We start from the raw sequence: 20623 nt of genomic DNA, 5'->3' as shown, positions 1-20623 counted from the left end.
ACCCCAAAGGGGGCGGGTGGTTAGAAATTGAGTTCAATCGCAGGGTCTATTTGCGCGATTTGGGTTCTGAACTCGTCCTGGATCTTCTTGAGGTTTTCCAGTGTGTCTGCCTCAAAGCGGGCCGTCAGCGCCGGTCCCGTATTGGAGGCGCGCACCAAGCCCCAGCCGTTGCTAAAGTCTACCCTGAGTCCGTCCAGAGTGGTCACTTTCCCAGAAGGAAAGTCGGTATTGTTGATGATTCTCTTCGCCAACTCAAATTTGTAGTCATCCGCCACGGGAATGATGATTTCGGGTGTATTGCTCGTAGCGGGGAATTTTGCAATGGCATCGTCTAGATTATCCCCGTGAGTACTTATGATTTCTGCGAGGCGACCCGCGGCATAGATGCCATCGTCAAATCCATACCAGCGCTCACCAAAGAACATGTGTCCGGAGAATTCTCCGCCTAACAGCGCACCGGTCTCCTGCATTTTTTCTTTCATAAAAGCGTGCCCGGTCTTCCATACCACGGGCCGGCCGCCAAGGTCGGCAATCAATGTGGAGAGCTGGCGACTGCACTTGACGTCAAAGACAACATCCGCACCAGGATTGCGTGACAAAAAATCCTGAGCATAGAGCATCAATAATACGTCCGAGCGTATAATTTTTCCGGAGGGTGTGACGACCGCTAAGCGGTCGCCATCGCCATCGAAAGCTACACCAAAGTCGGCCTCAACATCGACGACTTCCTGCACCAACATTGCGAGATTTTCTTCGTTACTGGTGTCGGGGGGGTGGCCAGGAAAGCGACCGTCCACCTTGCAGTTCAGCGGTATAACATCGCAGCCGAGCTCTTGAAACAGTTGCGGCGCGATCTCGCTGGTGGCGCCATTGCTCGCATCGATGACAATTTTAAGGGGCGTAGCGATGGCAATATCATGGCGGACCCTGTCTAAATAGGCAGGAACAATATTCTCTTGAGTGATTCGTCCATTTCCCGCACTAAAGTTACCGGCTGCCGCCTGATCGCGAATCTCAGCAATACGGCCGGCCGCCAGGGTCTGCCGGTCTAGTACAATTTTCAGTCCATTCTGTTCTGCCGGGTTGTGGCTGCCCGTTATCATGATGCCGGATCGGCAATTTAGATGCCGCGTAGCAAAATAGAGCAGTGGCGTGGGCGTCATGCCAATGTCGATAACATCCCTACCGGTCGCTATGATTGCACGGATGAGACCGGCCTTAATACGGGGGCTGGACTCTCTGCCATCACATCCTACGATCAGTGCGTGTTCACCCATTTGTCCAGCGATTGTGCCAATCGCGCCTGCGATACTGGCTATTACTGCATCGGTGAGCTCTTTCTCTGCGTGACCGCGAATGTCATAGGCGCGAAATATATGCTCGGGGAAAGCGCCCTCCTTGTGCGCTGCAACTTGTGTATTGCCCGCAAGAGAAGGTTTGAGTGTGGGGTTGTGTGACACGCTTCTTTAGTTGTTTTTTCGAGTTTGATGGGCAATTAAATGAACAATGTGTTGTGCTATGGAGGCCTTGCTCGCGAGCTCGAGGATCTTCTCTCCATCGCGCCACAGAACAGTAACGGCATTGTTATCGCTGTTAAAACCTATGGTTTGATTGGACACATCATTGGCTACCATCATATCAAGGCCTTTTCGTTGCATTTTGTCCCTGGCGTAGGCGACAACATTATTGGTCTCAGCAGCGAAGCCAACGGTGTATGGCCGATATTTGTTTGCAGCCACTGCCGAGACAATGTCAGGGTTGCGCACGAGTTGCAAAGTCATTTCATTCTGTGCTTTTTTGATTTTCTGATTTTCCACTTTAGCGGGGCGATAATCAGCCACCGCGGCGCAGCCGATAAAAATGTCACACTCTGGCAGCAGCTCAATGCACTGTTGTAGCATTTGCTCGGCGCTTTGTACGCTCAGAAATCGAATACGGTCGGGTGGCGCCAAGGCCACTGGGCCACTCACCAATGTTGTAATCGCACCTGCGTCTACAGCAGCTGCTGCGAGCGCGTAACCCATTTTCCCCGAACTGTTATTGGAAATGTAACGTACCGGGTCCAGAGCCTCCCGGGTGGGGCCGGCTGTTATCATGATGCGCTTGCCCGCCAGCTGGCTGTTCTCAAACAGACTGGCCGCAGCGCCGGCAATAGTAGAGGGTTCTTCCATGCGCCCGAGGCCCACATCGCCACAGGCCTGTTGGCCCGCCGCAGGGCCAATTATCCGCGCACCTCTGACCGACAGTGTGCCTATGTTGGCTGTCGTGGCAGGGTCCTTCCACATCTGCTGATTCATCGCCGGAGCCAACATGAGTGGCGCTGCCGTTGCCAGGGCCACGGTCGAGAGCAGGTCATCGGCCCGACCGGTGCTGAGTCGAGCGATCAGGTCAGCGGTCGCCGGAGCGATTAGCAGCAGGTCGGCCCAGCGCGCCAGCTCAATGTGCCCCATTCCCATTTCAGCATACTCATCGAGTAACTCGGTATGCACCGGATTGCTTGAAAGCGCTTGAAGTGTAAGGGGGGTAATAAACTCCTGCGCACCGCGCGTCATGATCACGCGCACATTGGCGCCGAGTTCCTGTAGTTGTCTGACCAACTCCGCTGACTTGTAGGCTGCGATCCCGCCACTGACGCCGAGCAGGACATTGCGATTGAAAAGATGTGCCATTTATTCGCTCAAACTGGGAAAATAACCTGTTGGGAAAGATACCATTGTGACGCCACATTTGACACTGCGGCAGCAGGGGGCTCAGGGAGGAGCGCTATGAGCATGGCCGGTTGGGCATTCGGCGAAGGACCGAGGGATAAACTGTTGGAGCGAGGTGCTTCCGCACTGTCAGATGGCGAGCTACTCGCTTTGCTGCTTAATACGGGCTATCGCGATTGCAGCGCGCTGGATATGGCACGCAATCTCCTTAAAGAATTTGATGGCATCAGTGGGCTGATCCGGTCGGATCAGAGTAGGTTGCTCGCTTGTTCTGGCGTTGGTCCGGCGAAATATGCCCGTTTATGTGCTGCAATGGAATTGGCGCGTCGTCAGGCTCTACAGAAGGCGTCTGCCGCGGATGTGCTCACCAGTTCCAGCGAAACACGACGCTTCCTCCAATACCACTTGGGGAGTCACAGTGCAGAAGTGTTCACCTGCCTGTTTCTGGATAGCCAGCACAGGGTGCTGCGCTGTGAGGATTTGTTTTTTGGCACGCTGGATGGCGCGGCGGTTTACCCGCGTGAAGTGGCGATAAGGGCTCTACAGTATGGTGCGGCCGCAGTCATTTTTGCGCATAACCATCCTTCCGGCGTTGCTGAGCCCAGCAGCGCCGACCGCAGGATTACCGAGCGGCTGTGTTCTGCGCTGTCGTTATTGGATATCCGAGTGCTGGATCACATCATCGTCGGTTGTGGCCGAGAGTATTCCTTTGCAGAACAGGGACTGCTGTGAGGCGAAGTGCCTACAATTCTTTGTGCATTATGCCCTCTCGCCGGCTCTGAAGCGCTTGCTATGGTTGGGGTGTTCTGGTATAAAGTCGCGCTCTGCGCGGCCTGTGTCTCGTTTGAGTCGTTAAATCACACTCATTTTTACTGGAAATCCCGCGTCTATTTTGGGAGAGAAAAATCATGGCTAGAGTCTGTCAGGTTACTGGGAAGCGTCCGGTATCGGGGAACAACGTATCACATGCAAAGAATCGCACTCGCCGCCGTTTTTTGCCCAATCTGCACCAGCATCGCTTCTGGTTGCCGTCACAGAAGCGCTTTGTGAGCTTGCGGGTATCAACCAAAGGTATGCGTATCATTGACAAGTTGGGGATCGAGAAAGTGCTGGAAGATCTCCGCGCTCGCGGCGAAAAAGTTTAAAGGAGAATTGCGATGAGAGATAAAGTCAGAATGAATTCATCTGCTGGTACCGGACACTTCTATACCACAGACAAGAATAAGCGTACTACGCCCGACAAACTCGAAATGAAAAAATATGATCCGGTAGTGCGCAAGCACGTTATGTATAAGGAAGGTAAAATTAAGTAAGCTACCTTTTTAGGATCGACGACTGAAACCCTGGCTATCGCTGGGGTTTTTTGTTTCAGGGCCCGCTACGCATTAGCATAGAAAAGATATCAACCCACCATGCCTGAACTGCCAGAAGTTGAAACCACCCGTCGGGGAGTCGAGCCGCACTGTGTTGGTCGGGTGGTCACTCGGGTGCTTGTGCGGGAGCCCCGGTTGCGCTGGCCGGTGCCGGACCAATTGGCGGCTTTGTTGGCTGGGCAGGCCATCGAAGCGGTAGAACGTCGCGCCAAATACCTGCTCTTTCGAACACAGGCAGGGTCGCTATTGGTTCATTTAGGCATGTCCGGGTCTCTGCGGTTGGTCGACTTCGATGCTCCCCCCGGCCGGCATGATCATATCGATGTTCTGCTCGACGATGGGGCCTGCCTGCGCTACCACGACCCGCGGCGCTTCGGCTGCTTTCTTTGGTTGGCTGCTGGCGAGATCCACCCTTTACTGGCTCACCTTGGGCCGGAGCCCCTTTCCTCGGAGTTTGACGGACAGGTTTTGTATCAGCGCTCCCGGGGCCGCAAGAGCCCCATAAAGAATTTCATCATGGACGGAAAGGTGGTGGTTGGTGTGGGTAATATTTATGCTAACGAGGCCCTGTTTATATCCGGAATTCGTCCAGATCGCGCTGCTGGAAGGGTTTCGGCAGCCCGCTACCAGCGACTCGCAGAAAATATTAAGCAAGTACTTACTTCTGCTATAGAACAGGGTGGAACTACCCTAAGGGATTTTGTGGGGGGTGATGGCAGGCCCGGATACTTCGCCCAACGACTTTTGGTTTATGGGCGAGCGGGTCAATCTTGCAAGCGTTGCGAGGCTACGTTAAGGGAAGTACGTCTGGGGCAGCGCAGTAGCGTCTACTGTGCGACCTGTCAGCGCTGAGCTGTCGCTAGCGGCCGTCCTGGTTCCTACGCACTGGCAAACCGTTGTTTCAGCGCCGCTGCAACCCCGGGCGGAACAAACGGACTGATGTCGCCGTTCAGGGCTGCAATTTCTCTTACCAGGGAAGAGGAAATATACGACAAGTGCTCTGAGGGAGTCAGAAAGATACTCTCAAATTCGGGGTATATGGCTCTGTTCATATTGGCCAGTTGAAACTCGTACTCGAAATCTGACACAGCCCTTAGGCCACGCAGGACGCATCGGGCGTTCTGGCTAATGGCGAAATCTGTAAGTAGGTTACTAAACCCAACAACTTCAACGTTATCCAGGTGTGTGAGTGCTGACTGACTCATAGAGACTCGCTCCTCTAGAGTAAACAGGGGCGTCTTTTTTTCGCTGTGGGCAATGCCTACCACGACTCTATCAAACAGGCGTGCAGCGCGCTCGGTCAGGTCCACATGGCCATTGGTGATTGGGTCGAAGGTTCCCGGGTAAATGACGGTATTGGTTCTCATGTTGGTGGCCGATTGTGGAGGCGGGACTGCGGATGGTAAACAATTTGTCGGGGAGCGACAACGCATCCGTTAGGAAAGGTCGCCGGTGGGCCCGATTTGTTTGATCAATCAACGCTGAACAGGCGGTACGCTACGCCACCTGCAACCTTCTGTCGGTGTATTTTCCAGCCTAACGGAACTTTGGCTGGCGGCTCCATCGCCCCCGTCTCAACATAGACCAGCGCATCGCCGCTCAACAACTGCTTCTTAGTCAATGCCTCGCAGATAGGCCCCACTAACTGCTGCATGAAGGGTGGATCAATAAATACGATGTCATACGCCTGAGTCGCCATCTTTAGAAACTGCTGCGCTGAGACGGGGTGGCACCGACTCCGATTAACGGCCACAAGTGTTTTCAGGTGATCGCTCACCTGGCTCAATGTTGCGTTTGAGCTGTCGACAAAGTCACAGTGGATCGCACCTCTAGAAAGCGCCTCCAGTCCGAGCGCTCCGCTTCCTGTAAACAGGTCAACACATCGAGCGCCCTCAATAGTGGGCGCCAACCAGTTGAACAGCGTTTCTCTTATCCTGTCGCCCGTTGGGCGCAACCCGTCTGCGGGCGTAAAGGAAAGTTTACGACCACGCCACTGCCCTCCAATGATTCGTACCTGATGAAGCTTTCCTGATCTTGTCATTTCTCCGCCGAATCCAAGGGTGGTAAGATAGGTGTCTTTCTAGACTTTCATTTGCACCAACACACTCTAGCACGGCCTATATGAAATTTTTTAAACGCAAAAACCCGGTAGACCTTGAACAAGCGTTAGCTGATAAAAGCTCCGCAGTTGTCGACGATGAATTGATTCAAGCACAGAAGAGTGCAGCTGAGGTTGCGGTGTGCGAGCCAGAGCCAGCGTCATCGGCAAAAGGCAGTCTTTTATCCCGACTACGCCTTGGATTGGGCCGCACTAGCGATACTCTGTTGCATGGACTGGGCACCTTGTTTCTGGGCCGCAAAGAAATTGATGCTGAGCTTTTTGAGGAGCTGGAGACCCGCCTGCTGCTGGCAGATGTCGGCGTTGATGCCACGGTAGAAATTATTGATCGGCTTATGCAGCGTGTCTCACGCAATGAGCTGATGCGGCCGGACGCACTGCAAGGTGCCTTGCAGGAGGAGCTGCTGGCGCTGCTTCGGCCCTGTGAAGTTCCACTGGAGGTGCATGGGCACCAGCCATTTGTCATTCTGATGGTAGGTGTCAATGGTGTTGGCAAGACGACCACTATCGGCAAGTTGGCGAAGCACTATATGGGCGAGGGGCATTCGGTCATGCTGGCAGCGGGTGATACGTTTCGGGCGGCGGCAGTTGAGCAACTTGAGGTATGGGGAGCGCGTAACGACGTACCGGTTATAGCTCAACATACGGGAGCAGACAGTGCGTCTGTGATTTTTGACGCATTGCAAGCGGCTCGCGCACGGAAGGTAGATATCCTGATTGCCGATACGGCGGGTCGCCTGCACAACAAGGATAATCTCATGGAGGAACTGGAAAAAGTGGTTCGGGTCATGAGCAAAATCGACGCTTCTGCGCCGCATGAAATCATGTTGGTTCTGGACGCGGGTACGGGGCAGAATGCATTGTCTCAAGCGGAACATTTTCAGCGCTGGGTAGGGGTGTCAGGCCTGACTTTGACCAAACTGGATGGAACTGCCAAAGGCGGTGTTATCTTTGCGATCGCAAAAAAACTGGGGCTCCCGATCCGATTTATCGGGGTTGGGGAGGCCGTCGATGACCTACGCCCTTTCGAGGCGGTGCCGTTTATTGAGGCCTTGTTCGATGGGGGTGACGCCTCTGCATGATTAGCTTTGACCGAGTTAGCAAGCGTTATGATGAAGGGCACGATGCTTTGCGGGAAATCAGCATCGAGATCGCCCAGGACGAACTCGTTTTCCTAACGGGCCACTCGGGGGCCGGCAAAAGCACACTGCTGCGCCTGATCATGCTGATGGATAGACCCAGCCGTGGACAGGTCGTCGTCAATGGTCAGAACTTGGCTGGGGTCCGCCCCCGTAATATTGCACAACATCGCCGCAACATAGGCGTCGTGTTCCAGAATCACCAACTGCTGTTTGACCGAACGGTATTCGATAATGTGGCGCTGCCGCTGATTATAGCCGGCTATGACACCCGAGAGGTCGGACGACGAGTGCGCGCCGCTCTGGATAAAGTGGGGTTGCTCAATCGAGAGCGAGCCATGCCTATCGCGCTGTCGGGTGGAGAACAGCAGCGCGTGGGTATTGCTAGGGCGGTGGTGGGCAAGCCAAAAATCTTATTGGCGGATGAGCCTACCGGCAACCTCGACCCGACGCTGTCGGCTGAAATTATGAACCTGTTTGAGGCGTTCAATCAGGTAGGCGTCACCGTATTGATCGCCAGCCATGACTTGGTCCTGATTTCACGTTTGCGGCACCGTATTATCACGTTAAGTCAGGGCTGTCTGGTCAGTGGTAGGGCGCAGTGATAGGCCGACAAGAAACGGTTCGGCGCAAAGAGGGCGCTAGCTTAAGTCGCACGGACCTGCGCGGGCATGCCAAAGCTTGGATACAGCACCACCGTCTATCGGCTGCGGACAGTCTAATGCGAGTGCTCGACAGTCCGGGCTCCAGTGTGTTGACGTGGCTGGTGATCGGTATCGCACTCGCTCTGCCGGTTGGGTTGAATGTTGCATTGGATAATGTAAGCCAGGTAAGCGCTGGCTGGGATAGCCCGGCACAAATTTCCCTTTTTTTGCAGGGGGAAGTCTCCCCCGACAGACTACGAGAACTCGAAGCGGAGATGGGCGCGCGACAGGACGTTAGCAAGACGCGCGTTATTTCACGCGAGGAGGCTTTGGATGAGTTCCGTACGTTATCCGGTTTTGCAGATGTATTGGCCAGTCTGCAGGAAAACCCGTTACCGGATCTGATTCTGGTTACGCCTGATGCCGCCCTCGATGGACCGGCAGTGTCGGCACTGCGCGTGGAGTTGCAGGGCAATTCAGATGTGGCGGAGGCGGTGTTGGACATGGAGTGGCTGCAACGGCTGAACAGCCTAATGGCGCTCAGCCGCCGTCTGGTTCTGGCGATAGGATGTATGCTGGTTGTTGGGGTAATGCTAATCCTGGGCAATACCATACGTCTTGCGATTGAGAGCCGTCGGGATGAGATTGTTATCGTTAAGTTGGTAGGCGGAAGTAACGGTTTTGTGCGGAGGCCATTTTTGTATACCGGACTCTGGTATGGCGTCGGCGGAGGTGTGTTGGCCGCTCTACTGGTATCAGCGGCACTGTGGTTCCTCGAAAAGCCAATAAGTGACCTTGCAATACTCTACGAGAGCGCATTTCAACTGAGTGGGCTGGGGGTGATGGGCAGCTTGAATCTCGTGATTCTAGGCGGCTTACTCGGCCTTGCAGGTGCCTGGCTTGCAGTCTCGCGCCATTTGGCCCGTATTCAGCCACGCTAGAACGGCCGCGCGCTAAGTAACAATGTATCCTGCAACTCCTTGAATTTAATACAATATAAATTTTATTTGTTTGATGTTGTGGAACTATTCTAATATTAGCACTCTAACTGATTGAGTGCTAAAATTGACCAAGGAATAGATAGGGGGTCGTAACAATGAAAAAGAGCCTGCAACCGGTTGATCAGATGGTTCCTGGAGGCAGTTTGTCCGCGTATGTGCAGGCTGTCAGCCGCATTCCGGTGCTGAGTATAGAGCGCGAGCGCGAGCTGGGCGAAGATCTGTATTACAACGAAAACGTCCAGGCTGCACGCGAGCTGGTGATGTCGCATTTACGCTTTGTGGTGCACATTGCGCGCAGCTATTCAGGTTATGGTCTCGCCGAGGCCGACTTGATCCAGGAAGGTAATGCGGGTTTGATGAAAGCGGTCAAACGCTACAATCCTGAGAAGGGCGTCCGCTTAGTGTCTTTCGCGGTGCACTGGATCAAGGCCGAAATGCACGAATTTATTCTGCGCAACTGGCGCATCGTTAAGGTTGCCACCACCAAGGCACAACGCAAATTGTTTTTTAATCTGCGCAGTGCGAAAAAAACCCTGTCTTGGTTGAGCGCAGATGAGGCACAGGCCATCGCAGATGATCTGGGTGTGGGGGTGCATGAAGTACAACGCATGGAGGGTCGCTTGAGTAGTCGTGACCTCGGCTACGACCAGCCGGTTGATGCGGATGATGATGACAGTTGGCAGGCCCCTCAGTATTATCTCGAGGATCACAGCGGAGACCCTGCTCAGTTACTGGAATCCAGTGAGTGGCAGGACAATAGTGAAGCAGAGCTTCACCATGCCTTGGCTGACCTGGATGAACGCAGCCGTGACATACTGTCGCAGCGCTGGTTGGCCGAAAAGAAGGCCACCCTGCATGAGCTGGCAGCACAGTACGGTGTTTCAGCGGAGCGCATCAGACAACTTGAACAGAGTGCGATGAAAAAGCTGCGTGTGGCCATCCCCGCTTAGACAGCCTAACAACAGAGGCGGTTTCACTGCCTCTGAGTTATACTGCTTAAATGGCAAAATTATTTATTACCCTAGCTTCTCTTAGCGGCATGCTAGCCGTTGTCTTCGGTGCGTTTGGAGCGCATGCCCTCAAGGGCAAATTGGATGACCAGGCCCTCAAGGTATTTGAAACCGCCGTGCAATACCATTTCTATCATACCTTCGCTCTTTTGGTGGTTGGAGTGATAGCCTTAAACCAGCCTCAGACTGTGTTGCTCAAAAGTAGCGGGTGGTTATTCGTCATCGGAATTCTAGTGTTCTCTGGTAGCCTCTACCTTTTGAGTCTCACCGGGGTGCGCTGGCTGGGGGCTATTACCCCATTGGGTGGCTTGGCATTGATTGCTGGCTGGGCCTGTCTGGCCGCAACGGGCTGGAAGCTGCTGGTCTGATTCTGGAGTAATGGCGAGGATTCTCATGACGGATCTCGACAAGAGACAGCGCATCCGCAGTTACGTGCTGCGCACCGGTCGCATGACACAGGTTCAAAAACGTTCCCTTGAAGAGAACTGGCAGCGCTGGGGCCTTGAGTATGATGGTCGTGAAATAGCATTTGATGCAGTATTTGGTCGCTCCGGTCCACGGACGCTGGAGATCGGCTTTGGGATGGGCCAGTCGCTGGTGGTCATGGCGGAGGCTAGCCCGGACACAAATTTTATAGGCATTGAAGTGCATTCGCCTGGTGTTGGCAAGTTGCTACACAGTATGGAAGAACGCGGCGTCGATAATATTCGGGTGTATTGTCATGACGCTGTGGAAATTTTATGCGACTGCATTCCTGTTGGGTCGCTGGATGCCATACAGATTTTTTTCCCCGACCCCTGGCACAAGAGACGTCACAACAAACGCCGACTTATTCAGTCGCCTTTCGTCGCGCGACTGACAAGCAAGCTTAAGCCGGGCGGCATTCTGCATTTAGCGACTGACTGGGAAGATTATGCTAGGCAGATGATGGCTGTTCTCGGCAGTGCCGACGGACTGTCCAATACCTGCGGTAAGGATCAGTTCGCTCCCCGCCCCGAATATCGTCCTCTTACCAAGTTTGAGGCGCGGGGTGAGCGGCTTGGACATGGTGTGTGGGACCTAGTCTTCTCTCGTGTTACACGTTCAGAGCCGTTGGTCAGTCAGGGAAAAACTCCGCAATAATGCTATCTAAAAAGCGCCGGCCTGTGTCCGTAGCTCTGACAGCATTTCTGTCGCGCACAAGCAATTCGCGCTGACAGAGTAATTCTAGCTGCGGTTCTAACTGTGCGTAGTCCAGTCCTGTTCGCGACGCAAACTGCGGCAAGGTAAAACCGTCATTCAGGCGCAGCGCATTCATCATAAATTCGCCGGCGATTTCATCGCGATGCAGTGTTCGTGTGCTAGCGACAAACGCTTGTGAGGTAACAGACATATACTCTTGCGGCTGACGTCGTTTGTTATAGCGTTTGATGCGGCCATCGGGAAAACTGATTTTGCCGTGAGCACCCGCACCGATACCCAGATAATCCCCAAAGGACCAGTAATTACTATTATGGCGGCAGTTAAAGCCCTCTTGACTGTAGGCGGACACTTCGTATTGCGAGTAACCGTTGTCGGCAAGAAGTTGCTCGCCGCATTGTTGGATGTCCGCCAGTTCATCTTCAACCGGTAGTAGCGGCGGACGTTTGTGAAACACCGTATTCGGCTCGATGGTCAGTTGATACCATGAAAGATGCGAAGGCTTGCAGGCGATGGCCGCAAACAGATCCGTTTTGGCGCTGAGCAAGGTTTGAGCTGGCAAACCGTGCATCAGGTCCAGATTGAAACTGTCGAAGCCAGCCTGACGCGCGAAATCAATCGCGGCATAGGCTTGATCGCTGGTGTGTATGCGCCCTAGCGTCTGCAACTGAGCATTGTCGAAGCTCTGGATGCCAATTGACAAACGATTAATGCCTGCGTCTTTGAAAGCGTAAAATTTGTCTGCATCTGCGCTTCCAGGGTTGGCCTCCATGGTGGCTTCTAGTGTTGGAGCAAGCGGGATCAGCTGCGCAATACCTCGCATCAGTTTTTGAATCGCTTCAGCGGAAAAAAGACTGGGCGTACCGCCGCCGATAAACAGGGTTTCTATTGCCCGCCCCTGAATCATCGGCGAGTCCTCGCGCAAATCCTGCAACAACGTGCGGATGTAGTGATCCTCGGGGACGTCTTCTGTTTCGTGGGAGTTGAAGTCGCAATAAGGGCACTTGCGTTCGCACCAGGGCAAGTGAATATACAGTCCCAGTGGAGGGAGCTGCATCAGTGCTGGCGCAGGGCGTCGAATAAAAGCCTGCTAGCCTTCGCGCGGTGGCTGATGCGGTTTTTTATGCCAGGTGCCAGTTGTGCAGAACTGCATTGGTAATCGGGGAGGTAGAATAGCGGGTCGTAACCGAACCCATTTTCCCCTCTAGGCTCCGATAAAATAAAGCCTTCCCAACTCCCCTGGCAAATCAGGGGCACGGGGTCCAGAGCATGCCGCATGTAAACCAGGACACATTGAAATCGAGCGCTGCGCTGTTCCTCGGGTATTTCCCTGAGCTCTTGTAATAGGAGGACATTGTTGGCCTCATCACCTGCCCCTGAATATCGCGCAGAGTAAATGCCTGGAGCACCGTTTAGGTGGTCAACCTCAATGCCGGAATCGTCTGCGATCGCGGGCAACCCAGTGTGTTGCGCGGCCGCCCGCGCCTTGATGATCGCATTCTCAACAAAGCTTAAGCCTGTTTCTTCTGCGTCGGGCACATTGAACTGTGCCTGCGGCTGGAGAGATACATCGAGGGGAGCCAGAACCTTATCCAGTTCGCGCAGTTTGCCGGCATTGCCGCTGGCTAGCACTACAATCTGGTTATCATCTGGATTGCGCATCAATTGATGTAAAGCTGGTGTTTAAACTTAAAGGTGTAGGTCTGATCTCCCCCTGTAGGTCGAAAATCTATCTCAAAAAAGCGCCACTCTTCATTGATAAACTGAAACTTAGCGATGTAATAAATTGCATCCCCTTCGCGCACTTCCGTGAACTCGAGTGTCTGACTCTGTATGAGGTCCCAGGTGCGACCCTGTAATTTCATCGCACGAGAAGTGCTGCCATCCGCCAGGTTCTCGCGCACCGCTAAGTTAATAATCGCGCGTTTTTCCCCGCGGGCGATACCGTAAGTCGAGGCGATTTTCGGGTCCAGAAAGGTGGTGTTGACCACACTATAATAGAGCTCAAAGCGCCCGAATTTTTCCATCTGTTGCGCCAGAGTCTGACCGGGAAGCAGTGCCAGCCAGAAGAGTGTCGTAAGCATGAGGACGGATAAGCGCATGTCAGCGTGTAATACGGTAGATGGCTGTGGTAGCGAATAAGTTGGGCCATTTCCTGGACAGTATGGGCGGGCGGCGGGTATTGCCCACCGTATTTCTGGCCAGAATACGGATACCCTTGTCCCGGCACAGATCTTCGAAGTCGTTCACGGTGCAGAAGTGGATGTTGGGTGTGTTGTACCAGGTATGCGGCATGAAACCTGACACCGGCATATGTCCGCGAATACCGAGCATCAAGCGACAGCGCCAGTGGCCGAAATTGGGGAAAGTCACAATACCCTCGCGGCCAATGCGCAGCATCTCTTCCAGCACGCGATCCGGATAATTCACCGCCTGCAGAGCAAGCGCCAGCACCACGGTATCAAAACTGTGGTCGGGAAAGTTCGACAAGCCCTCGTCCATGTTCTGTTCCACGACGTTGAGCCCACGGGAAATCGCTGCGGTGATATAGTCCTGGTCAATTTCCAGACCGGTACCGCGGACCTGTCTTTGGTCGCGCAGGAATTCTAAAAACACGCCGTCTCCACAGCCGAGGTCCAATACCCGAGAGCCCGGTGCGATCCAGCGCTGAATATGCGACAAGTCGAGGCGCATTAGTCGGTTTCCGCGACGCGCTGCATGTAGGCGCGAAATACATCAAGGTAGCGTGGAATGGGCATCAAAAATGCATCGTGACCCTCATTAGCCTCAATCTCTGCATAACTAACAGGCCGGTCTGCAGCAATCAGGGCATTGACTATTTCCCGCGAGCGCACGGGAGAGAAGCGCCAGTCAGTGGAAAATGAAACCACAAAAAAGCTGCATTGTGCATTACGGAAGGCTGCGACCGGGTCGTTGTCGTATTGCAAGGTCAGGTCGAAGTAATCCAGGGCATGGGTCATCAGGATATAGGTATTGGCATCGAAGTTGCCGGAGAATTGACTGCCCTGATAACGCAGGTAAGTTTGCACTTGAAACTCGACGCCGGCAGTGTCTCCGCGGTCCAAACTTCCAGACCGCAAATCACGTCCAAATTTGTTCGCCATGGCATCGTCTGATAGATAGGTGATGTGGCCGATCATACGTGCCAGCGCCAGACCGCGGGCGGGTACTTTGTCGTGATCCTGATAGGCGCCACCGAAAAAATCCGGATCAGACTCGATGGCTTGACGGGCCACCTCGTTGAAAGCCAGGTTTTGGGCGCTGAGTTTCAGTGCTGCGGCGATGACGATACAGTGCCGAATGCGCTCAGGAAATTCTAGAGACCAGCGCATAGCCTGCATGCCGCCAAGACTGCCACCCACGACAGCTGCCCAGCAATCGATGCCGAGATAATCTGCCAGTTTGGCTTGGCTCTGCACCCAGTCCGTTGTCCGCATGGGGGGGAAATCAGGTCCCCATGGCTTTCCTGTTGACGGGTTGACGGTATTGGGCCCGGTGGAGCCATGGCAACCACCTAAATTGTTGAGGCTGACGACAAAAAAGTGGTTAGTGTCGATCGGCTTCCCTGGGCCAATACACTCGTTCCACCAGCCGGCTTTCTTGGAGTCCGTACTATGGTATCCGGCAGCATGGTGGTTCCCGCTGAGAGCATGACAGATCAGTACGCCGTTGGAGCGTTGCTGGTTGAGCTCGCCATAGGTTTCATAAACCAGCTCGTAGCTAGGTAAGTCACGTCCACAGGTCAGCTGCAGCGGTTCATCGAAGTAAGCGACCTGTGGTGCAACGATACCTACGGAGTCGCTATTGATTAATTCGTTCATCATCAGCGCGTCACAGACCAAATACCAGTCCGGGGTACAATCCTACGCTATTTGCGATATGGCGCAGGGCGATCTGTATTATGTTAATCGCAATGAAAACCAAAATGGGGGAAAAATCCAAGCCGCCCATAGAGGGTAATATTTTTCGCAAAGGCGCCATCACCGGCTCAGTGATCTGATACAACAAATAGATGGCCGGATGTTTGCTGCCCGAGGCTACCCAGCTGAGAATAATCATTGCCAGCAGGGCGAAGAAATAAATATTCACCAGCAGGCCGATAATGCCTAGTGCAGACCAAATAAGTAACTGCAGGGTGCCGGGCAGGGCAATACCGTTAAGCAGCAAAATGGAGACAACCCCCGCCAATTGCAACAGCAGCGCAAGGAGCAGTGATGCGAGGTCGAGGCTAGCATAACTGGGTATTATCTTGCGCAATGGCAATACAAGGGGGTTGGTCATTTTGGCTACAAACTGGGAAATGGGGTTGTAGAAGTCGGCGCGCACAAGTTGCAACAAAAAACGCAACAGCATTGCGAGCAGAAACAGACTGAGCAGTGTCTGTATTAGGTAAACGATAATTTCATTCATGGCGGTCACAGATAATCTTCTCCGGTTAGCCCATTTCTCGTGCCATTTCCGCGGCCCGGTCGGCGGCTGCGTGCATGGCTGTTGCCACGATTTTGCGCAGGCCGCTTTGTTCAAAACTTTGAACGGCACATTCGGTAGTGCCGCCAGGGCTGGTGACCCTGCGTCGCAATTCCGCCAGGTCCACATCGCTTTGCAGAGCCATCTGTGACGCGCCCAAACTGGTTTGCAGCGCTAGCTTGGTGGCGATATCCGCGTTCAGCCCCAACGCTTGGCCGGCATCAATCATGGCCTCGATAAACAAAAAGAAATAGGCCGGGCCGCTTCCAGACAGTGCGGTGATTGCGTCGAGTTCTTGTTCAGAATCTACCCAGCATGTAATCCCCACAGCAGACAGTACCCGCTGAGCGAAGTCGCGTTGCTGTGCGGAACAATTATCATTGCCAAACAATCCGCTGGCTCCGTGCTGCAGCAGCGCAGGCGTATTGGGCATGCAGCGCACGATAGCAGCTTCTGGTCCAAGTCTTGCTTGCATGCTGGCAATCGTCACGCCAGCAGCGATGGAAATAACCACCGCATTGTTGGATCTGACTACGGCCGCGATACTGTCAGTTGCCTCTGCCATGATCTGCGGTTTTACGGCCAGTATGACAATATCGGCAGAGCGCGCTGCTTCAGCGTTATCGTTGTAAACGGCAACGGGGGCGCTTTTGCGGAGACGTTCCAGGCTCGCAGGAAAGGGATCCGCTGCCGTGATGCAGGTTGCCGAATGGCCGCTTGCGATCAGGCCGCCGATAATACTGCTGGCCATATTGCCCGCGCCAACAAATGCAATGTGTGGTGTATCCAAGGCTGCGCCTTTCATGTGGTTACCCAAGAGAACAATCCGACAGTATACACGCCGCTCAATATCAAAATCACCTGTTACGAGGGCCAAAAATAGCGGTGCCGACACGAATTGCAGTGGCGCCCTCAATGATAGCGTTCTCCACGTCCGCAGACATACCCATAGATAGTGTGTCGATATCCGGAGCCAGCGTCCTTAGGCGTGCCAGAGCCTCTCGCATCCGACCGAAGGCCTCGCGTTGCTGGTCTGTATCAGTATTGGCTGCAGGTATCGCCATCAGGCCGCGTAGTCGGAGGTTTGGCAATTCGAGGACGGCGCGGGCTAACTCCGGCAACTCTTCAATCGTTGTTCCAGATTTACTGGCTTCCCCCGATATATTCACCTGTAAGCAGACCTGTAAGGGTAACAGGTGCTGTGGTCGCTGTTCGTTGAGGCGCCGAGCGATTTTTATTCGATCGACACTGTGCGCCCAGTCGAAATGTTGGGCTATGGGGCCGGTTTTGTTGGATTGAATTGGGCCTATAAAGTGCCACGCCAGATCAAGGTCCTCCAGCGCGGCCATTTTTTGCAGGGCTTCCTGTAAGTAGCTTTCGCCAAAATGTCTGAGGCCACAGGCATGGGTAGTCCGAATATCCTCTGCGAGATGGCCTTTGCTGGCAGCAATCACAAGAATGTCACTATTGTGATACTGGCTTTTCCCTGCGCTGCGCCTTACTCTTTGGAGCAGATTTGCTATATTGTCAAAAAGTAATTGTTCGTCCATGACGTGCATGTTAGCGGATTAGAGGTCTGCGGGACACGAGAATAAAATAACGTGGCAGTGGCTCGCATCCAAGAGGCACCGTCGAGCAAAGAGTCGGCGAACAATGTCGACAGTTGAGGGTACAAATGGATATAACAGAATTACTGGCCTTTAGTGCCAAGCAGGGCGCGTCTGATCTACACCTTTCAGCGGGCCTGCCGCCAATGATCCGTGTTGACGGCGATATTCGCCGTGTCAACCTGCCACCGATGGACCACAAACAGGTTCACGAACTCATTTACGATATCATGAACGACAAGCAGCGTAAGGACTATGAAGAGTTTCTCGAGACAGACTTTTCCTTTGAAGTGCCTGGCATCGCGCGCTTTAGAGTCAATGCGTTCAACCAAAATAGAGGCGCCGCAGGTGTGTTTCGCACTATCCCCTCCAAGGTTTTGTCCATGGAAGATCTCGGAATGGGGCAGGTTTTTCGGGATATTTCGATGATGCCTCGCGGGCTGGTGCTGGTGACCGGGCCCACCGGTTCGGGCAAGTCCACTACTATGGCGGCCATGGTGGATTTTATCAACGACAATAAATACGAACATATTCTCACTATCGAAGACCCCATTGAATTTGTACATGAAAGTAAGAAGTGCCTTGTAAATCAACGCGAAGTGCACCGCCATACCCTGGGCTTTGCTGAAGCATTGCGGTCAGCGCTGCGGGAAGACCCCGATATTGTGCTGGTGGGAGAGATGCGTGATCTGGAAACCATACGCCTAGCGTTGACGGCAGCGGAAACCGGGCACCTAGTGTTTGGCACGCTGCATACGACCTCAGCAGCTAAGACGATTGACAGAGTGATTGATGTTTTTCCTGCTGCGGAAAAGTCTATGGTGCGCTCCATGTTGTCGGAATCACTGCAAGCGGTGGTATCACAAACGCTACTAAAAAAAGCCACCGGTGGACGGATAGCGGCCCATGAAATTATGCGTGGCACCTCCGCAATACGGAATTTGATTCGTGAAGACAAGGTGGCGCAGATGTATTCCGCTATCCAGACGGGCAGCGCATTAGGCATGCAAACGATGGACCAGTGTTTAGAGCAAATGGTAGGGAAGCGCCTCATCACCCGCGAAGTGGCGCGCGAAAAAGCCAGGATGCCGGAGAACTTTTAGGCCTCTAATCTGCTTGTAACTCACAGGGGAGCGTTAATATGAACATCGAAGACTTGCTGGGACGAATGGTGAAGGAGGGTGCATCTGACGGATTCATTACCGCGGGCGCTCCGCCCAGCATCAAGGTTGATGGTGAAATCCATCCTATTTTCGACGCGCCACTTACTGAGCAGGAGACGCGCGAGCTTGTATTGTCGACTCTGCGAAAAGATCAGCAGGAAGATTTTCAGAAGCACCATGAATGTAATTACGCGATGAGCTCCGAAAGTCTGGGTCGTTTTCGAGCCAGCGCTTTTATGCAACGTGGGAAATATGGCTTGGTAGTCCGGCGCATTCAGTCCGAAATACCGACTGTTGATGAATTGGGCCTGCCGCCCATTATCAAGGAGCTGGCCATGACCAAGCGTGGTCTGGTTATTTTTGTGGGAGCTACCGGCACAGGTAAATCCACTTCCCTCGCGGCGGTAGTCGGTTATCGCAACCACAATAGTCGCGGACACATTATTAGCATTGAAGACCCCATTGAATATATTCATGAGCACGCTGGCTGCATCATTACCCAGCGGGAAGTCGGTATGGACACGGAGTCTTTTGACGTGGCCCTGAAAAACACCCTGCGACAAGCACCTGACGTCATATTGATTGGTGAGGTGCGGACGGCTGAAACCATGCGGCAGGCTTTGACCTTTGCCGAGACCGGCCACCTCTGCCTATGCACCCTGCATGCAAACAATGCCAACCAGGCGCTGGATAGAATCCAGAGTTTCTTCCCGCCTGAAATGCACAATCAGGTGTGGATGGACTTGTCCTTGAACCTGAAGGCAATGGTGGCTCAGCAGTTACTGCCGCACAAGGACGGCAAGGGGCGCACTCCGGTCGTTGAGGTGTTGCTCAACTCGCCTTTGATCGCGGAATATATTCGCAAAGGTGAGGTGCACTTGATTAAGGAGCTGATGGCCAAGTCAACTGAGCTCGGCATGCAGACACTCGACCAGGCGCTGGTGAAAGCTTACAAGGATGGACTAATAGATAAGGAGGAAGCTTTACGCTTCGCCGATTCTGCCAACGATGTGCGCCTGAAAATCAAAATGCACGAGAGAGGCGAGTTTGGATCAGGCGATGGGTTGGGGCTTGCCGTCGATGACCAAGAGGAGGAAGGCCGTTTCCACGGACGCTAACCAACGGCTAGGCTATCGCTCCGTGTTTTCCGCTAGCCAGGTGCGCAGGATAAGCTCTGCGGCAAGGCTGTCCACCGGTTGCCGTTTGTAGTCTCCCCGATGACCTTGCTCGCGACTGTTGTGCTTCGCCTCAAAGCTACTGAGCCGCTCATCGACCATTGCCACTTCCAGCCCCAGCCGTCCGTGTAAACGTCGCCCGAATTTATTGGCCCGCGCGCTTAATTCGCTTGCAGTTCCGTCCATATTTAATGGCTCGCCTACTACCAAAACGTCTGGGCGCCATTCCTTTATCAGGTCTTCAAGGAGCTGCCATTCGGGCTGACCATCTTTCGCTCGGAGCACGGCAAGCGGCTGTGTGGTCCCGAGCATGCAGTTCCCTATCGCTACACCGATCTGACTCAGGCCGTAATCAAATGCCATTACTGTGCGGTGAGATTTTCTCATTGAGAATTTTCTGGCTGGTTGTTCAATCAGGCGTGCCCCGCCTGACTGGAAATCAGGTTCATGTCTATTCCCAGAAGTGCTGCAGCGGCACTCAAACGCTTGTCGCAGGCCGTGGAAAAAATGACCTCACTGTCTCCGGGCAGGGTTATCCAACTGTTTTCTGCCAGCTCCTGCTCTAACTGACCAGCAGCCCAGCCGGCGAAGCCTAGGGCGATCAGATGATCGCTCGGTCCGTCGTCAGTCGCGATAGCGCTAAGAATGTCACGAGAGGTGGTAAGGGTAATCTCGGGGGTTACCTTCATGCTGGCTTTCCATGTTCTATCACAACGGCGGTGCAATACAAAGCCATGATCCATGTCTACCGGGCCGCCCGCCATCACCTGTAGATGAGAGAAATCACGTTGGGTACTGATTCCTAGGTGTTCGAAAATGGCGCTTACTGATAGATCCAGAGGCCGGTTGATGACAATGCCCATGGCGCCGCCTTCTCCATGCTCGCAAATATAGGTGATACTTTGCGAAAAAATACCTTCCGACAGTTGAGGCATAGCCAGCAGAAAATGATTTCGTAGGCAATCACCGCTTTTAGCGATGTTGGTGGTAAATCTTCTATGCATGAATAAACGTGTC

Annotated in this window: 26 protein-coding genes; 12 read left to right on the top strand and 14 right to left on the bottom strand. The window is 53.6% G+C overall.

Annotation, left to right across the window (positions count from 1 at the left end):
- Positions 1-20: 20 nt before the first annotated feature.
- Positions 21-1460 (bottom strand): phosphomannomutase/phosphoglucomutase, encoded by a 1440-nt coding sequence (locus ABXT62_RS16445; protein WP_415356397.1) that lies wholly within the window; start codon positions 1458-1460, stop codon positions 21-23.
- A gap of 6 nt (positions 1461-1466) precedes the next feature.
- A complete protein-coding gene (coaBC, locus tag ABXT62_RS16440; RefSeq protein ID WP_415356396.1) occupies positions 1467-2669 on the bottom strand; it encodes a bifunctional phosphopantothenoylcysteine decarboxylase/phosphopantothenate--cysteine ligase CoaBC in 1203 nt (400 codons plus the stop codon).
- Between the two features lie 96 nt (positions 2670-2765).
- Between coaBC and radC the strand changes: the two genes are divergently transcribed.
- The 4 genes from radC (at position 2766) to mutM (ending at position 4933) form a co-directional block, all read left to right on the top strand.
- A complete protein-coding gene (gene radC / locus ABXT62_RS16435) occupies positions 2766-3440 on the top strand; it encodes a RadC family protein (RefSeq protein ID WP_415356395.1) in 675 nt (224 codons plus the stop codon).
- Positions 3441-3616: 176 nt separating this feature from the next.
- Positions 3617-3853: a 50S ribosomal protein L28 gene (gene rpmB, locus ABXT62_RS16430; RefSeq protein ID WP_415356394.1), complete on the top strand. Its 237-nt coding sequence runs from the start codon at positions 3617-3619 to the stop codon at positions 3851-3853.
- Positions 3854-3865: 12 nt separating this feature from the next.
- Positions 3866-4021: a 50S ribosomal protein L33 gene (gene rpmG / locus ABXT62_RS16425; RefSeq protein ID WP_415356393.1), complete on the top strand. Its 156-nt coding sequence runs from the start codon at positions 3866-3868 to the stop codon at positions 4019-4021.
- Positions 4022-4120: 99 nt separating this feature from the next.
- Positions 4121-4933: a bifunctional DNA-formamidopyrimidine glycosylase/DNA-(apurinic or apyrimidinic site) lyase gene (gene mutM, locus ABXT62_RS16420; protein WP_415356392.1), complete on the top strand. Its 813-nt coding sequence runs from the start codon at positions 4121-4123 to the stop codon at positions 4931-4933.
- Positions 4934-4959: 26 nt separating this feature from the next.
- On the opposite strand, the gene coaD is transcribed toward mutM, so the two are convergent.
- Together coaD and rsmD are read right to left on the bottom strand one after the other, a co-directional pair.
- Positions 4960-5448: a pantetheine-phosphate adenylyltransferase gene (gene coaD, locus ABXT62_RS16415; protein WP_415356391.1), complete on the bottom strand. Its 489-nt coding sequence runs from the start codon at positions 5446-5448 to the stop codon at positions 4960-4962.
- A gap of 104 nt (positions 5449-5552) precedes the next feature.
- The gene (rsmD, locus tag ABXT62_RS16410) at positions 5553-6122 is read right to left on the bottom strand and encodes a 16S rRNA (guanine(966)-N(2))-methyltransferase RsmD (protein WP_415356390.1); all 570 of its coding nucleotides are present in this window, start codon (positions 6120-6122) and stop codon (positions 5553-5555) included.
- 80 nt (positions 6123-6202) lie between these two features.
- On the opposite strand from rsmD, the gene ftsY reads away from it, so the two are divergent.
- The 6 genes from ftsY (at position 6203) to trmB (ending at position 11116) form a co-directional block, all read left to right on the top strand.
- Positions 6203-7282 carry a signal recognition particle-docking protein FtsY gene (gene ftsY / locus ABXT62_RS16405; RefSeq protein ID WP_415356389.1) on the top strand — a complete coding sequence of 360 codons (1080 nt, stop codon included), beginning with the start codon at positions 6203-6205 and terminating at the stop codon, positions 7280-7282.
- Positions 7279-7944, top strand: a complete 666-nt coding sequence (gene ftsE, locus ABXT62_RS16400) for a cell division ATP-binding protein FtsE (RefSeq protein ID WP_415356388.1) — start codon at positions 7279-7281, stop codon at positions 7942-7944. Before ftsY ends, ftsE begins: the two co-directional genes overlap by 4 nt.
- Entirely contained in the window at positions 7941-8924 is a 984-nt protein-coding gene (gene ftsX, locus ABXT62_RS16395) for a permease-like cell division protein FtsX (RefSeq protein WP_415356387.1), read from the top strand. Before ftsE ends, ftsX begins: the two co-directional genes overlap by 4 nt.
- 155 nt (positions 8925-9079) lie before the next feature.
- On the top strand, positions 9080-9934 hold the full coding sequence (gene rpoH / locus ABXT62_RS16390) for an RNA polymerase sigma factor RpoH (protein ID WP_415356386.1): 855 nt from the start codon (positions 9080-9082) through the stop codon (positions 9932-9934).
- A 50-nt stretch (positions 9935-9984) separates the two neighbouring features.
- Entirely contained in the window at positions 9985-10362 is a 378-nt protein-coding gene (locus ABXT62_RS16385) for a DUF423 domain-containing protein (RefSeq protein WP_415356385.1), read from the top strand.
- A 25-nt stretch (positions 10363-10387) separates the two neighbouring features.
- Positions 10388-11116: a tRNA (guanosine(46)-N7)-methyltransferase TrmB gene (gene trmB / locus ABXT62_RS16380; protein WP_415356384.1), complete on the top strand. Its 729-nt coding sequence runs from the start codon at positions 10388-10390 to the stop codon at positions 11114-11116.
- On the opposite strand, the gene hemW is transcribed toward trmB, so the two are convergent.
- Genes hemW through ABXT62_RS16340 form a run of 8 tightly spaced genes read right to left on the bottom strand, consistent with a single transcriptional unit; the run spans position 11091 to position 17211 of the window.
- Positions 11091-12197, bottom strand: coding sequence for a radical SAM family heme chaperone HemW (hemW, locus tag ABXT62_RS16375; RefSeq protein WP_415356383.1), 1107 nt, complete (start codon positions 12195-12197; stop codon positions 11091-11093). The two genes, trmB and hemW, sit on opposite strands and share 26 nt — an antisense overlap.
- 32 nt (positions 12198-12229) lie before the next feature.
- Complete coding sequence (gene rdgB, locus ABXT62_RS16370) at positions 12230-12835, bottom strand: RdgB/HAM1 family non-canonical purine NTP pyrophosphatase (protein ID WP_415356382.1); 606 nt, start codon at positions 12833-12835, stop codon at positions 12230-12232.
- Positions 12835-13275, bottom strand: a complete 441-nt coding sequence (locus ABXT62_RS16365) for a DUF4426 domain-containing protein (RefSeq protein WP_415356381.1) — start codon at positions 13273-13275, stop codon at positions 12835-12837. Before ABXT62_RS16365 ends, rdgB begins: the two co-directional genes overlap by 1 nt.
- Before the next feature lies 1 nt (position 13276).
- Positions 13277-13867, bottom strand: coding sequence for a methionine biosynthesis protein MetW (gene metW / locus ABXT62_RS16360; protein WP_415356380.1), 591 nt, complete (start codon positions 13865-13867; stop codon positions 13277-13279).
- Positions 13867-15015, bottom strand: coding sequence for a homoserine O-succinyltransferase MetX (metX, locus tag ABXT62_RS16355; RefSeq protein WP_415358235.1), 1149 nt, complete (start codon positions 15013-15015; stop codon positions 13867-13869). The genes metW and metX overlap by 1 nt, the downstream gene beginning before the upstream one ends.
- A gap of 10 nt (positions 15016-15025) precedes the next feature.
- Positions 15026-15613, bottom strand: a complete 588-nt coding sequence (locus ABXT62_RS16350; RefSeq protein ID WP_415356379.1) for a YggT family protein — start codon at positions 15611-15613, stop codon at positions 15026-15028.
- Positions 15614-15629: 16 nt separating this feature from the next.
- Positions 15630-16466, bottom strand: a complete 837-nt coding sequence (gene proC / locus ABXT62_RS16345; RefSeq protein WP_415356378.1) for a pyrroline-5-carboxylate reductase — start codon at positions 16464-16466, stop codon at positions 15630-15632.
- 52 nt (positions 16467-16518) lie between these two features.
- The gene (locus ABXT62_RS16340) at positions 16519-17211 is read right to left on the bottom strand and encodes a YggS family pyridoxal phosphate-dependent enzyme (protein WP_415356377.1); all 693 of its coding nucleotides are present in this window, start codon (positions 17209-17211) and stop codon (positions 16519-16521) included.
- A gap of 125 nt (positions 17212-17336) precedes the next feature.
- Between ABXT62_RS16340 and ABXT62_RS16335 the strand changes: the two genes are divergently transcribed.
- The gene (locus tag ABXT62_RS16335) at positions 17337-18371 is read left to right on the top strand and encodes a type IV pilus twitching motility protein PilT (RefSeq protein WP_415356376.1); all 1035 of its coding nucleotides are present in this window, start codon (positions 17337-17339) and stop codon (positions 18369-18371) included.
- 38 nt (positions 18372-18409) lie between these two features.
- Positions 18410-19549 (top strand): PilT/PilU family type 4a pilus ATPase, encoded by a 1140-nt coding sequence (locus tag ABXT62_RS16330; protein ID WP_415356375.1) that lies wholly within the window; start codon positions 18410-18412, stop codon positions 19547-19549.
- A 12-nt stretch (positions 19550-19561) separates the two neighbouring features.
- On the opposite strand, the gene ruvX is transcribed toward ABXT62_RS16330, so the two are convergent.
- Both ruvX and ABXT62_RS16320 read right to left on the bottom strand, forming a co-directional pair.
- Positions 19562-19993: a Holliday junction resolvase RuvX gene (ruvX, locus tag ABXT62_RS16325; protein WP_415356374.1), complete on the bottom strand. Its 432-nt coding sequence runs from the start codon at positions 19991-19993 to the stop codon at positions 19562-19564.
- A 26-nt stretch (positions 19994-20019) separates the two neighbouring features.
- Positions 20020-20610: a YqgE/AlgH family protein gene (locus ABXT62_RS16320; protein ID WP_415356373.1), complete on the bottom strand. Its 591-nt coding sequence runs from the start codon at positions 20608-20610 to the stop codon at positions 20020-20022.
- Positions 20611-20623: the final 13 nt, after the last annotated feature.

Source organism: Halioglobus sp. Uisw_031 (assembly GCF_047729875.1).
In the GTDB taxonomy this organism is placed as follows: domain Bacteria; phylum Pseudomonadota; class Gammaproteobacteria; order Pseudomonadales; family Halieaceae; genus Marimicrobium.
This window is presented reverse-complemented; position numbering and strand designations above follow the sequence as displayed.